At 47.2% G+C, this 14,170-nt stretch carries 16 protein-coding genes; all 16 read right to left on the bottom strand.

What is annotated here, in order from left to right; all coding sequences use genetic code 11:
• Positions 1-13: 13 nt before the first annotated feature.
• Positions 14-829 carry a sporulation protein YpjB gene (locus M3630_RS09155; RefSeq protein WP_251251873.1) on the bottom strand — a complete coding sequence of 272 codons (816 nt, stop codon included), beginning with the start codon at positions 827-829 and terminating at the stop codon, positions 14-16.
• 48 nt (positions 830-877) lie between these two features.
• On the bottom strand, positions 878-1,477 hold the full coding sequence (locus M3630_RS09150) for a DUF1405 domain-containing protein (RefSeq protein ID WP_017248137.1): 600 nt from the start codon (positions 1,475-1,477) through the stop codon (positions 878-880).
• Between the two features lie 76 nt (positions 1,478-1,553).
• Positions 1,554-2,345 (bottom strand): menaquinol-cytochrome c reductase cytochrome b/c subunit, encoded by a 792-nt coding sequence (locus M3630_RS09145; protein WP_173609490.1) that lies wholly within the window; start codon positions 2,343-2,345, stop codon positions 1,554-1,556.
• 28 nt (positions 2,346-2,373) lie between these two features.
• Positions 2,374-3,045: a menaquinol-cytochrome c reductase cytochrome b subunit gene (qcrB, locus tag M3630_RS09140; protein ID WP_007716591.1), complete on the bottom strand. Its 672-nt coding sequence runs from the start codon at positions 3,043-3,045 to the stop codon at positions 2,374-2,376.
• A gap of 1 nt (position 3,046) precedes the next feature.
• Positions 3,047-3,565, bottom strand: a complete 519-nt coding sequence (locus tag M3630_RS09135) for a Rieske (2Fe-2S) protein (RefSeq protein ID WP_173609491.1) — start codon at positions 3,563-3,565, stop codon at positions 3,047-3,049.
• A gap of 251 nt (positions 3,566-3,816) precedes the next feature.
• A complete protein-coding gene (locus tag M3630_RS09130; RefSeq protein ID WP_173609492.1) occupies positions 3,817-4,239 on the bottom strand; it encodes a DUF2487 family protein in 423 nt (140 codons plus the stop codon).
• Between the two features lie 88 nt (positions 4,240-4,327).
• The gene (locus M3630_RS09125; RefSeq protein WP_173609493.1) at positions 4,328-4,543 is read right to left on the bottom strand and encodes an IDEAL domain-containing protein; all 216 of its coding nucleotides are present in this window, start codon (positions 4,541-4,543) and stop codon (positions 4,328-4,330) included.
• A gap of 9 nt (positions 4,544-4,552) precedes the next feature.
• Positions 4,553-5,671 (bottom strand): hypothetical protein, encoded by a 1,119-nt coding sequence (locus tag M3630_RS09120; protein WP_173609494.1) that lies wholly within the window; start codon positions 5,669-5,671, stop codon positions 4,553-4,555.
• Positions 5,672-5,774: 103 nt separating this feature from the next.
• Positions 5,775-6,722, bottom strand: coding sequence for a tetratricopeptide repeat protein (locus M3630_RS09115; RefSeq protein WP_173609495.1), 948 nt, complete (start codon positions 6,720-6,722; stop codon positions 5,775-5,777).
• A 128-nt stretch (positions 6,723-6,850) separates the two neighbouring features.
• Positions 6,851-7,501: a zf-HC2 domain-containing protein gene (locus M3630_RS09110; RefSeq protein WP_173609496.1), complete on the bottom strand. Its 651-nt coding sequence runs from the start codon at positions 7,499-7,501 to the stop codon at positions 6,851-6,853.
• Positions 7,498-8,088: an RNA polymerase sigma factor gene (locus M3630_RS09105; RefSeq protein ID WP_007716581.1), complete on the bottom strand. Its 591-nt coding sequence runs from the start codon at positions 8,086-8,088 to the stop codon at positions 7,498-7,500. Before M3630_RS09105 ends, M3630_RS09110 begins: the two co-directional genes overlap by 4 nt.
• A gap of 148 nt (positions 8,089-8,236) precedes the next feature.
• Positions 8,237-9,358: an amidohydrolase family protein gene (locus tag M3630_RS09100; RefSeq protein ID WP_251251872.1), complete on the bottom strand. Its 1,122-nt coding sequence runs from the start codon at positions 9,356-9,358 to the stop codon at positions 8,237-8,239.
• A 324-nt stretch (positions 9,359-9,682) separates the two neighbouring features.
• The gene (gene aroA / locus M3630_RS09095; protein ID WP_173609498.1) at positions 9,683-10,963 is read right to left on the bottom strand and encodes a 3-phosphoshikimate 1-carboxyvinyltransferase; all 1,281 of its coding nucleotides are present in this window, start codon (positions 10,961-10,963) and stop codon (positions 9,683-9,685) included.
• A gap of 91 nt (positions 10,964-11,054) precedes the next feature.
• Positions 11,055-12,158 carry a prephenate dehydrogenase gene (locus M3630_RS09090; protein WP_173609830.1) on the bottom strand — a complete coding sequence of 368 codons (1,104 nt, stop codon included), beginning with the start codon at positions 12,156-12,158 and terminating at the stop codon, positions 11,055-11,057.
• Positions 12,159-12,227: 69 nt separating this feature from the next.
• Positions 12,228-13,322 (bottom strand): histidinol-phosphate transaminase, encoded by a 1,095-nt coding sequence (gene hisC, locus M3630_RS09085; protein ID WP_251251871.1) that lies wholly within the window; start codon positions 13,320-13,322, stop codon positions 12,228-12,230.
• Between the two features lie 29 nt (positions 13,323-13,351).
• The gene (gene trpA, locus M3630_RS09080; protein WP_251251870.1) at positions 13,352-14,170 is read right to left on the bottom strand and encodes a tryptophan synthase subunit alpha; all 819 of its coding nucleotides are present in this window, start codon (positions 14,168-14,170) and stop codon (positions 13,352-13,354) included.

The raw sequence follows: 14,170 nt of genomic DNA, 5'->3' as shown, positions 1-14,170 counted from the left end.
CTTTTTGCACCTATTAGGTCGAACGGATTTCTCCGTTGTATTTCTTCCATGCCACATAAGACAAGGCCATGATCAAAGCTATCATGATAGAAGCGAGAGTAACAATCGGAGAGTCTGGACGCATCATCAAACGAGCAAGCGTACTCTTCTCTTCTCCCACAAAAGCCACTTGAAAGGAACTGTTCAATTCTCGCAATGCCTCTCGAACCAGCTGCCAATCTACTTGGGTGTTCCGCATCTCTTTGGATATGATATCGTACGCAACCGTAATCGAGGACATTTGCCCCTCTGGAAGCTGAATACTCATCCCCGGCTTGATGGCCAAAAATAACCGGTAGTTCTCATCGAACTGTTCGCGAAACTGACTGAAATTCCGCTCAACAGCGGATAGCTGCAGGTTTTGGACCTGTGTTACGAGAGAAGGATAGTAGCTACGCCACATCGGCTGGTGATCATGGGTAAGGGCGTCTATGGCGATACGGACCCGCGTGGCATGCCACAGCAATTGCTGTTCACTTGCATTTGCGGAAGCAAAGCTTTGCTTGGCTGCCAATATAGACTGGGTCACTGCATTCAGACTCTCAATACGTATCGGATTGGGCAAATGCTGGTTCGGAAATCGGTCTGCTAGCTGGACGATGCGCTGCTCTGCGCCTTCAAGATCTCCCTTTTTTGCATACGTCAGGAACTCATGCGCAATTTGATCCAATGCTGCCAACTGCTTTTGTTCTATCGGTTGATTTAGCTTCGTGTACAAGTTATGAATGGGCCACGACAACAACAACCCGATCATGAGAAAGAATAATAAAAACCGGATGTTTTTCTTCAACGCAAATAACCTCCTTCCCTAGTACAGACTATGGAAAGGAGGACAAGATTAGACCTTATTTGTCGTATACTTCATATTTACCCACCAAATCACCGAGATCGAGATCAGACTGAGAAGAACCGTAAACAAACCTACGAAGCCCTCATACGGATCCAGCACACTCGGCAGCCATGGATGGATATCCATGACGTAATCGAGAAAATCATTATTCAGTGTCCACAGAGCAGCGATTCCCACCGGCAGAAGACTTAGCTTGTAAAAACGTGCGTACAAAACAGATTCCACAGCCATGCCCGTGTGGGAAATAATCAGCATCACGTCTGTCCAACGCACTTCATTGCCCATCATCCAACCAGCCACGATAATGCAGACGGCCCAGACACCATACTTAAAATTGGTGATGCCAGCCAAAGCTTCCAGTACAGGAATGTGGCGACCCAACAAATAGGTAAGGAGTACAAGCGAAAAAAGTCCGCTACCTGTCGGGCTGTCCGGAACAAAAGGAATCAAATATGCTGGTGTCTCAGCCAATTGGTTACCATACCAGATGAATCCATATATGGTTCCTAAAAAGTTGACGACGAACAGCGTCCAAAGAAACCACCTTTTGCCCAAAGATTGCCGAAACCACTCCCATATCCAGATCATCTATAATCGTCTCCCGCTGTGTACGCCGCTAACGAAAAAGCTGACCGCATTACCAGCCAGCTTTTCCCCTATTAGCTTATTTCAAGCCAGCCAAGTAGTCAGCCAGCTTTGCGATTTCTGCATCATCTTTGATCATACCGCCTGGCATTGCGCCTTTACCGTTCTTGATGATATCAGTAATCTTGGCTGCATCCAAAGTTGCGCCGATTTTTTGGAGGTTTGGACCCATGCCACCCTCCATGTTTTTACCATGGCACCCCATACAGCTTGTTTGCGCTTTCCAAAGCGCATCTGCTTTAAAGCTGGTGTCAGCTGGAGCAGGTGCAGTTGCACTCGATCCCTCTTTGCCACCAGTTCCTTTACCTTTATCTGGGTGAGCCAGATGATATTCATGGTTTGCTGCCCAAGTCAGGTAGAAAATACCAACGAGTGCAGTCAGCATCAAGCCTGTAGCAACTGGACGTTTGCTAGGACGACGCTCTTTGCTGGTATCCAGCCAAGGAGCCAGCATAAGTGCACCAAATGCGATACCTGGAATAACAACGATTCCAAGAACGACCCAATCCCCTGCAGCCCATGGATATTTCAGCAATTGATACAGGAACAAGAAGTACCAGTCTGGCAACGGAATGAATGATGTATCATTCGGGTTTGCTTTGTCAGTTAACGGCGACGGGTGTGAAACCGTTAACACAAGGAAACCAACCAAGCAAACGGCTGCCACCATCCACTCTTTCAGCAGGAAGTTTGGCCAAAACGGCTCATTTTTTCCTGGAAAGTCGGAGTAGGATGGAGAAATGTTTGGAATACGCTTCGCCGATACTCGGGAATCTCCGACGAAGGTAGCATCTTTATCTTGTTTTGCCATGCTATTTCCTCCTTTTTTCGAAGACCGATTATAGTGGACCCGAGATACCTTGCGAACGGATCATTACAAAGTGAGCTCCCAACAGACCAAGCAGCGCGCCTGGAAGGAAGAACACGTGAATTGCGAAGAAACGGGTAAGCGTTTGCGCTCCTAGAATGTCTCCGCCTGTAAGCAATGTTTTCACGTATGGACCGATTAAAGGTACAGAGTCAGCGATCTGCACACCTACTTTGGTCGCAAAGTATGCGGTGTTATCCCAAGGTAAGAGGTAACCTGTGAAACCGAGACCCAGCATAACGAAGAAAATCAATACGCCGACTACCCAGTTCAATTCACGAGGCTTTTTGTATGCACCTGTAAAGAATACACGCAGAGTATGTAGGAACATCATCACGATGACCAAGCTGGCACCCCAGTGATGCATACCGCGCACGATTACCCCGAACGCTACTTCGTTCTGCAGGTACTTAACGGATTCGTAAGCATTGATAACGTCTGGTACATAGTACATCGTCAAGAACATACCAGACAAGATTTGAATAACGGTAATAAAGAACGTAAGTCCACCAAAGCAGTAAACAAAAGCGGAAAAATGATGTGCCGGGTTCACGTGCTCAGGTACTTCGTGGTCAGCCAAGTCACGCCACATCGGAGTGATGTTTAAGCGCTCGTCGACCCAATCATACATTTTTTGCATCATTTTAGCCGTTCACCCCCGGACGAGGATTTGCTTTTACTTTACCTAAATACAATTTTCCATCTTTGACTTCTGTCTCATACTCATCGAGAGAGGCCGTGGGTGGCGTTCCCAAAATGTGCTCGCCATTGATCGTATAACGACCCATGTGGCAAGGACAGAAGTACTCATTCGGTTGGCCTGCACCAGTTCCCCAGTCAACCGTACACCCTAAGTGCTTACAGATCGGGGACAGAGCAAGAATCTCACCCTTGTCGTTCTTGGTAACCCATGCAGTAAGTGTTGATTCTGATTCATACCAACCGTCCTTGGTATGGACCTTGAATTCAACGCGTTTTGGCACGGCACTAAACTCATCCGGACTGCCGACAGCTACTTTATCTCCACCTGCATGTCCTTGCAGAAGGGGGTCTACCGCAAAACGAATCATTGGGGTGATCATTCCCGCAGCAAGGAATCCGCCAGTTCCCATAAGGGCGTAGTTCAAAAATGTACGCCTGGAAATTTCGCGTTTGTCTCCCATATCTTTTTCCCTCCTTATCCTGTAAAATAGCGCTACGATGGCATTTTTATACATATACACTAGGTCAATCCCAATCATAGCTAACGCCTATAAAGATGTCAAGAATGTCCAGTGGACATGTCTTTGCCCAAACGATGTGTGACAGTATATTGTTGCCAGATTGTCAAATTTAAGACCTTGCCCCACCCATTTTTCTGTAGTATTACCGGAAAACGCTTTCTCTATTGCGTCTCTTTTTTTAGTCAAATCGATTATCGCTGCCCAGTTTGCCACAACTTGATGACCTCTTTGTACAGCACATCCACGGTCACTTCGAAGCGCAAAGAAGATTCCAAGTCTTCATCCCCTACCAATAACGTCAACACGCCTTCTTCTGCCCTCTCCATTACTTGAATCTGCTCTCCGCGAAAATGAAGCAGTACTTTATAGGGGAATTCCGCCGGTGTTCGTTGTTCCAGCTGTTCTTCTCCTATTTGATAGCTTAACGGAAACAGCAGCACGCGCCCCTTTAGGCGCTGTTCAATCCCGGCAGCTACATTTAACAAGTAGTTCATCCGAACAACATGCTCTTCTACTTTTCTGTCCGTACTGTACAAATAAAGAGGGAGCAGCGCGGTATCCACAAAGGATCGCAACTCCTCCCAGTTTTCAAAATCGTTCAAGTTCCACTGCATAGAGCCGTCTCCTCATTTCCTTGTTCATTTCTGGAAACAAGCGTACCATGAATGGTTGGAGACTCGCAATAACGCATACGATATGTATTTAGGCTTGCTCGTAAGCCATGATTTCTTTCAATTCGTCTGTTAAGCGCATAAACAGCTCTTTGTTTTTCGATGCAAGTGCCTCATCAATCTCCTGGATCAGCGTGCGCTTGCGGTATTGACGCATCTGCTCGTCGATCACCATTTCAGATAGCAAACCGGAAACCATTTGATTGTTCGTTCCGTACGCGTTGGAATAGAAATTCGGCCACTCCATACCCATCCCTCACTTCAATAAAATAGTCGTTTCGGTAAAACCATTGTATTTTCGAAGCCAAGTCTGGCTCGCATACGTCGCGGTGTATAGCCACTGCTCCTGTTCGTCTTGGCCGACGCGCAACAATCCAAGATGCACCATCATTTTGCATACCCGATTCACCAAGATATCTGTGGGTGAATCGTAGTAAAACTCTTTCATCCAATGGAGTAGCGTGTCCATTAGAGATTGCTGACTTACCCATCCAGCCGACGCGATCAACGGAATGAGCTGAACCAACATCGGCAAGTTGGGGACAGCCCGCTTGTACAGCCTCATCCAGAAGCGAATGACATCATGGTACAATTGATCGGTATACGGTTGCTCCAGTCGTTCTCTTCCTGCTTCCGTTACGGCTACTTTGCCGTCGACTTCGACGATCCATCGGTGATAGTAGCAGAAATCGTAGAGCAAGGAAAAGCGGTCAGGGTATAAATCAAAATGCAGCCCGTACCCAAAACGCCATTTTTGTGGCAATAGCGGCTCTTCTTTTACGTACAAAAATTGAAAAAGCTGCTGCTGATGTCGCTTGTACATGCCACCTTCTGCGGTTAGCGGTACTGGCTCCTGCTGGAGAAATTGTAAAAATTGCATGATATCATCGCATAGTGCTGTTCCTTCATCCCTATACGCTTGCGGCCCAGGATGAAAAGATGCGTTTGACTCACGCCATTTTGTCAGCCATGCTTGCAAGTACGGCTCGCGGATGTCCAGCGGAATTTGGTACTGCCCTACTGTCTTACTTTTCGCCGGAAAAACCCATCCTCGCTTCATTGCAGCCGCGACAAACTTCCGTCCTTCCTCCTGCTTTTTTTCCTTTTCACACGCCAGTGCCACTCCAGCCTTCGCCAACAAATCCTCAAGCGACATGACCGTACGCTTGTCCAGGAACAATTGCAGCAAAAAATGGGTTTCTACACTGCTCAGCTGTTCAACTTCTTGAGAGATTGTCAACCTGTGCCTCAAGCTAGACAACAGTGACGTAATCAATTCGTTTTTGGAATGAGGGTTGCATTCGCATCCGTAATGGTTGGCAATCTGATGGAGCTGCCGGATATCGGTGTAAACCAAGATCTCAGCCAAGTTCATCTGTGCATCCCTTCTTTACGATGGCTTACTTGTCACTCATTCTTGCCAAAATGCGGAAAAATAAACAGGAAGCCACCGAAGTGACTTCCTGTTTGTCGATTTTTTATTGCTCCTCGTCGGATTCATGGTCCCACAAATCGTGAAGCTGTTGGTATTCCTTCGCCTCCTCATAGCGGCCGGCTTGAGTCAAAAGGGCAATCAGCCTGCGAATCTGATCCAAATCGAAACCGGACAAAGACACATATTGTTTCAACGCTTCAATAGCGGCTTCTGTTTTCCCCATCGATAGATTCACATCTGCAGCTAACGGATAAGCAGCCACATACTCCTCGTCAACCGCTTGCAAACTGCTGACCAATTCTGCTGCTTCATCCAGTCGTCCTACGTGGAAAGCCATCAGTGCACAACCGTAGAGTACTTCTGGCGAACGATCCATGACCAGCGCCTGACGGAATACCTGATAAGCCTGTTCGAATTGACCGCTTTGTGCGTACGAGCGCCCCTTCGTCAAAAGCATAGACAGACTTTCATCCCCGGCTTGTTCCAGGAGCTTCATTGCTTTTTCGTCTTCGCCAATGCGGAAATACAAGTTACCCAGCGCTGCCATAATATCTTGGTTGTCTGGCTCCTTGAGTCTTGCTTGCTCCAAATACTTGACCGCCACTTCATCTAAATCTTGAAGTGAATACAGATCCGCTAGCAACAAATCAAGCTGGATGCTTTCAAAGCCAGATTCTTTGCATTCATAAAGAAGATGTTGCGCCGTCTCAAAATCACTGGAATCCAAAGCAATCTCCGCTAGCAGCAGCTGGCATTCTCTGCGCAAAGAAGAATCCATTTGCGGATTTTTGGCCATGACATCTGTCAGCAATTGACTCGCCTCTTCCAAATGACCGAGTCGATACCAGACCTCTGCCAAATACATCATGACGTCCGGCAAATCCTTTCCATGCTCCTGAACCTTTTGCAGAGCGGTCAAGCCCAATTCCACTTCATCGTTTTCGATCCGCTTGATCGCTTCGTCTATAACATACAGCCACTTTTTCGGCATTTCTTTCACCTCATATGTATTTTGCGTGGCCTTGTTGCTCTTCGCGCTTGTTGAACAACCACTCTAATAAAATAGCCACAAAAGACCGTCCGAAGACGGTCTTTTCTTTTACTCTTGATCATATACCATTATGCTCGCGTTAGCCAGCTCATTGTAAGAACAGTAATAAGGATTCCAAAAATACTAAGTACAATGCTGTAATTCGGTTTGGCTGAATCAGTAGAAGTCGGCTTCCCATCGAGCGGTACGATCGAAGCAGTAGCATGTTCCAACGAATCTTCTTGCGTTGTATATGGCTGGGCTTCTACCACGTATGTACCGTCGTCTGTTTGCATGGAAGAAGAAATAACCTGCGCTTTTGGCGAGTTAATCTCCATAACTTCTCCGTTAATCACGAGCGAATTCGCATGCTCCGTGGTGCTTGTATTCACATATAAAGTGAACGAAAAGACCATGAGCAACAAAACAGCTACACTCGCAGCCATGCGTCGCATTCTCGCTGTCACGCTGAAAATTTTTCTGCCAATCGGGATCGCCCACTGCTCTTCCGATAAAATACGGGCCATCACCGCGTCAACAATGGAACGTGATGGAGTTACAGAATGGTATTCTTCTTTATCCATTTCCATCCATTCACCACTGTCCGACCAAATCTCATAGTCGGAACGACAGGCATAGCATGCCGCCATATGGTGATCAACCCGGCGTTGGGTCACCTCAGGCAACAGATTTTCGGCGTATTCAGGCAGAATTTCCTGAACTTCTTCACATCTCATCATCGATTCATCCCTTCAGCTTCATCCAAATGAGGGTCCAGGATGTAGTTTTCCAACTGTCCACGAATACTTTGCCGCGCTCGAAACAGTAGAGACTTCACAGAGCTCACTGTTAAATCCAGAATCGTAGCGATTTCTGTGTAATCCATTTGTTCGTACTCACGTAATATCAGTGCAGAGCGTTGCTTCTCTGGCAAGCTGTTGATCGCCAGTCTTACCATGCTCTCCCGTTCATTCCGGAGCAAAACTTGCTCAGGCAGTGTCTTGGGAGATGCCATAGGTACTTGCAACGTATCATCCAGATACACGTCTGAATTGCGACTCTTGCGCAATTCACTGAGTACGGAGTTGCGTGCAATCGTATAGAGCCAGGTGGAGAATGTAGCTTCTACATCTCGGAAAGAATGAATGCTCTTATACGCCTTGTAAAACGTCTCCTGACATATATCCTCCGCTATATGCTCTAAATGTGCCTGACGCAAAAGATGAGTGACAAATGAGAGGATCTTTTTTTCATATCGACGAATCAGTTCAGCATAGCATTCCAGATTACCTTCTTTAATCTCTCGGATAAGCTGGGAATCGGTCATGATCAGAGATTACCTCCTTGCGATTCCGATCCCTCAGCGGCCTTTTGCATAATTAGACTGCTGGGGATGTAAAAAGTTGCGCGACCTTACGATTCTTTTTCACGTCTGTCTACTGGAAACCATTCACGAAAAAACCCCCAAACCGGGGTTATATGACATAAGCGTAGGGCTTCGTGTCGAATAAACACTTACCCATACCAATCAAGGGGATAAATCGCATATTTCGATATATCCATTTACCGTTCGACATAACAGATGTTGGAAGATGCATTTCACTAAAATTGAGAATAGTGGAAAGATCATTCTTTGTCAACCAGTTTTCCTTTTTCAGGAAAACGATATCAGCGTCTGCGCCAGTTGTCAAGCTTCCTTTTCGCGGATACAGTCCAACTGCTTTTGCAACATTTGTCGAAGCGAGCCTGACTAGCAAGCATAGCAATTCTTCGGGCGTACACCAGCTCTTCCGTGTATCAATCCGCACATCGTGAATCGGAGATGCTACTTGCCAGCTCCCAAACCATTGGCGATGTAATTGACGAAGACCTTGATCCGTCACTTCAGCCGGCAAACGAAAGATATGCAGGTACGGGTCATTTTCTTCAGAATGAAAGGCCGCTTGAGAATCAGTAATGACAGTACGCAACCGCCAATAACGAGTAGCCTCCAGCCAACTCTTTCGAATGAGTTCCCGTTGTTCCTTTTTCAGAAACGGATCATTTTGTACCTGCATGTGCAGGATCGTATGTTTAGACGTATGAAGTTGCAAAAGCGTTTCCCATTTTATTGTGGAAATTTCTTCTGGATTTCGAATCGTGACATGAAACGAAGAATAGCCATGATTCATCCATTCCCCTAAGCGGTCACCATGAAGATCGGCGACATCGATTTCTACGTGCCAAACGTAATCCAACAAGCTGTTGAAATGCTGCGTTTGTTGATAGTGAATTTGCGGTCTGCTCATCCAACGCTCTGGCCGGAAGACGTCTACCAGGCTTGTACATCCCGTGCTGATGAGATTTCGCATGGCCGCTATATAAACATCTACATCTTTGATTTTATACAACGAATGTGTCAGGAGTGCGACAAAACCGGGCAAAAGATACATACCGGTAGCATCTATTTCTTCAAATAAATCGTTGAAGGGGTTTTTCGTCAAGGTGTCTTTAGCAATTCTTACAATTTTCCCTTGAAGGATCCAAATATCTGCTTCTTTCATTCCCCGTGCTGTGACAATCGTTCCCCCGCGTATGACCATCCCTCGCTCCAGCATAGCTCGTCCCCCTCCTACTTCTCTTGCGGACACTACCTTTGTACGAGCATATGCACAGACCGGGGAAAAAGTACTCATTCGAGTCAAACCGCTTTTTAAACAAAAAAAAGACCGCCGTTGATGTAAGCGCATTCAAACGACGGTAGCACACACGTGCTTTCTTATATTGGATAGGAGTGGAGAGAAACCATACTGTAGTTTTATAATAAACGGAATGTAAGCGCTTGTCAAATCATTTTTGCTAAAATTCGGAACGCTTTTCCTTCGCACAAAAAAAGAAGCCTGCTCCCCTATAAAGGAACAGACTTCTCTTTCATTCTTTCATTACTGGCTGATCTTCACAAGCAAGTCATGGAAGCCAGGGAACGATACATCAATCGCATCATCATTTTCGATTGTCGTCTCCCCATCGGCAACGAGACCTGCGATCGCCATCGCCATGCCAATTCGATGATCCCCCATGCTATCGATGACAGCCCCTGTAAGTCCAGTCTTTCCTTCGATGATCATTCCGTCATCTGTAGGTGTCACCCTCGCACCGAATTTGGACAGTTGGCTCACCACCGTGGCAATACGGTCCGTTTCCTTTACTTTCAGCTCTTCGGCATCACGGATAACGGTTTGTCCTTTTGCCTGCGTTGCCATGACTGCAATCACTGGAATTTCGTCAATCAGACGCGGAATAATATCTCCGGCAATTTCAATACCATGTAGCTCCGAATGCGTCACGAGGAGGTCTGCAACCGGCTCTTCATTTACGACTCGCTCATTCAAAAGCTCCAGGCTTCCCCCCATCGCCTTGACAACATCAATGATGCCCGTGCGGCTTGGGTTGATTCCGACGTTTTCAATGAGAAGAGAGCTGCCTGGTACGACCATTACAGCTGCAATCAAAAAGGCAGCGGAAGAAATGTCACCAGGAACAGAAATGGCACGGCCCTTCAGTTTTTGTCCACCCTCTACTGAAACGGTCAAACCATCACGCACAACCTGTACACCAAATGCTTGCAGCATACGCTCTGTATGATCGCGGGATAAATGTGGCTCTGTTACACTCGTCACGCCTTTTGCCTGCAACCCTGCCAGCATAATCGCTGACTTCACTTGTGCACTTGCAACCGGGGATTGATACGCGATCCCTTGAAGCTCCCCACCTCGAATGGATAGCGGTGTGAATTCGCCGTCTTTTCTTCCGTCGATTTTGGCGCCCATTTGACGGAGCGGTCCGATCACGCGGCGCATTGGTCTTTTGGCTATAGACTCATCGCCTTCCATCACCACATGGAAAGGCTGTGTCGCCATGATCCCTGCCATTAAGCGAATGGTCGTACCGGAGTTCCCAACATCCAAATGTTGAGATGGTTCCTGCAAACCATACCAGCCTTTTCCCTGTACGGTTACGGCATCTCCTTGTTGTTCAATCTCGATCCCCATCCGACGGAAGCAGCTAATCGTGCTCAAGCAATCGGCACCTGGCAAAAAGCCTTCAATAGTCGTGGTTCCTTCTGCTAGAGCACCAAACATAACTGCACGGTGGGAAATGGATTTATCTCCTGGCACGCGAACGGTACCTTTGATTTGTTTGGCTTGTTGTACGCGAAGCATTACTTCCACTCCTTTTTTCTCTCACGCTCTCCCAGATCACCAGTCGCACTGTGAAGCGTCTTCGTTGTAAAGTGTGTTTGCATAAAAATACTTATGTGCGCTTGTATACATTGTAATCGAAAAAGCGTAGAACTTCCTCTCCCTTTTCCAACTCTTGTTGCGAATGGAACGTAATCCGTAGCACCCCATAAATGTCTTCTCGTGTCTCTCTGATTTGGAGATTCGTGATGTTGATTTGTCTTGCTCCCAACAATGTCGTAATTCGTCCGATTTCACCCGGGTGGTCCGGGATATCGATATACAAATCGTTCAAAGGAGGCAATGCACCCGTTTTGCGCTCAGGCAAACTGTCGCGAAATTCTCGGGCCGTTTTGAAGAAATGCTCGATTCCTTTTGGATCTCCCTGTTCTACCAGAGAAACGACATCTTCCAATGCGTTTGCCCAATCTTTTGCGATTTTGAGGATCGGATCACGATTTTGCAGCAAAATGTCACGCCACATCTGAGGGTTGCTCGAAGCAATGCGCGTAATGTCACGGAAGCCACCAGCAGCAAGGGTTGCATGCCAAGCATTTTCTTCGTCGTACCCTGCCACCAGATTGACCAGAGCAGAAGCGAGAATATGCGGGAAATGACTAACTGCACCCACGACCTGATCATGCGAATCCGCGTCCATTTGCACGATTTTTGCGCGAGTCAGTGAAAGTAGTTCAGACAATTGCTTTACTTTTTCTTCAGACGTTCCCGGCGCTGGTGTCAAAACATAATAGGCGTTTTCCATCAGACGATCAGAAGCAGCTTCCACGCCGGATTTGTGCGAGCCGGCCATTGGATGTCCACCTATAAACGTTACATGGTCGGGAATGACATCCCCCGCTTGTCTCACAATACCTGCTTTTGTACTGCCAACATCTGTAATGATCACACCCGGCTGCAGTTCCATTTCCACTAACGAGCGAATGGTTGCAACGATTTGCTCTACAGGTGATGCGAGGAAAATGACATTTGCTTCTCGAACTGCGGTCTGCAAATCAGTTGTGCCTGCATGAATGACACCCAGGGTCAGTGCTTTATCCAAACAATCCTGGCGTAAATCGTAACCGACTACCCGAATATTGGGATCGCGTCGCATTGACAGCGCGATGGAGCCGCCGATCAACCCGACGCCGATTACAGTAATAGTGGTTTTTTTCATCTCCACTCTCTATCCTTCCTATATCTCTCTTAGACAAAAATGCCGAGGCATGCCCGGCATCTTCGTCCTTTATTTCAATGCTCCAGTCACGATTTCTTTTAAGACAGAAAGAATCTTGTCATTTTGCTCTTTGGTCCCGATCGTAATACGTTGAAAACCCGGGAAGCCTAGCGCATTACCAGAGCGAACGATAATGCCTTGAGAGAGCAGCTTTTTGAATACCTCATCGGAATCCTTTTTCAAATCAACCAAGATAAAGTTGGTCTGAGATGGATAGTAGGAGAGTCCCCACTCGTCAAATGAATCGGTAAACTGCTTCATGCCTTCTCGGTTACGATCACGGCATGTTTTCACAAATTCCTGGTCTTGTAATGCCGCACGTGCTGCTACCTGTCCAAGTGTGCCTGTATTGAAAGGCTCACGCACATGTTCCAGTGAGGAAATGAGCTCTTCTGACGCGATCCCATAGCCGATACGAAGGGCAGCCAGACCGTAGATTTTGGAGAACGTACGCAAAATAATCAGGTTCGGATACTCAGCAAGCATCGGTACTGTTTGTGGATATTCTGGGTCCACCACATACTCGTAGTAAGCCTCATCCAACACGACGAGCACATCTTTTGGAGCCTTTTTCATAAAATCTTCCAACTCGGATGTTGTTACAATCGTGCCTGACGGATTGTTCGGGTTACATATCCATACGACCTTTGTTTGTTCGTTGATGGCAGCCGCCATCGCTTCAAGATCGTGAACGCCATCTTTCAACGGCACCTCAATCAAGTCTGCACCTTCAATAATCCCATTTGAACGATACTGCGAGAACGTTTGCGTCGCCATGACTGCATTTGTTCCTTCGCTCAAAAAAGCACGAGAGATCATCAACAGAATTTCATCAGACCCGTTGCCGAAAAACAATTGGCCTGGTTTGACTCCGAGGAAGTCAGCAAGATCCCAGCGCAGATTAAGGCTTGCACCGTCTGGATAAAGGGCCAAATTGTCCAACTGTTCCGCAATGGCAGCTTTCGCCTTCGGTGAGGAACCAAAAGGATTTTCGTTGGACGCCAGCTTGATGACTTCGGTCAAACCATATTCACGTTTCACGTCATCAATCGGCTTGCCAGGTTGATATACCGGGGCATTGAGTATGCGTTGTTTCGGTTGCATCCACGTTCACTCCAGTCACATTTTTCCCACTATTGTAGCGCACTGGCTAACTGATGTACAAAGGTTTTTATTTTTTCTACAGCTTCTGGCATCTGTTTGGGGTCTTTCAGCTGCTCAGCATACTCCTCGATTTGCTGTACGATGGCACTTCCCACAATGACACCATCCGTATGGGGTGCTACTGCTCGTACCTGATCCGGTGTGGATATGCCGAAGCCTACCGCAGTAGGAACCGATGTGCTGGCTTTTACTCGTTCCAGAAAATCTGCCAAATCCTCGCGCAGATCCGCGCGGGCACCCGTCACACCGAGAGACGATACACAATAAAGGAATCCCGTTGCTTGCGCGCCGATCATGTTCATTCTGGAACTGGAAGTTGGTGCTACGAGTGAAATGACATGAATGCCATGCTGTTTTGCTGCCGTTACTGCTGGAGCGTTTTCCTCAATCGGCAAATCCGGAATGACAACTCCGTCCGCACCATAGGCAGCGAGATCGGCAAAAAAGCGCTCGATACCATATTGCAAAACCGGATTGAAGTAGGTGAACAGGACGATGGATGCCTCCATACCTGATTCCCGGAGCCTTTTGACCAATTGCAAAGCTTCCCTGATCGTCACACCATTTTTCAATGCGCGCTCTGAAGCCCGTTGTATCGTTGGGCCATCTGCCAAAGGATCAGAGTAAGGGACCCCGAGCTCGATGAGATCTGCTCCGGCTTCGACCATCGCTTTTACGAGATGAAAGGTTGCTTCTATCGAAGGATCGCCTACCGTTAGAAACGGGATGAATCGTTTGCGATCACGATCCGCGAATAATTGATCGATTCTGTTAAGAGCGGTCGTCAT

Origin of the sequence: Brevibacillus sp. MER 51 (genome assembly GCF_023714195.1) — a bacterium.
Classification (GTDB): domain Bacteria; phylum Bacillota; class Bacilli; order Brevibacillales; family Brevibacillaceae; genus Brevibacillus.
This window is presented reverse-complemented; position numbering and strand designations above follow the sequence as displayed.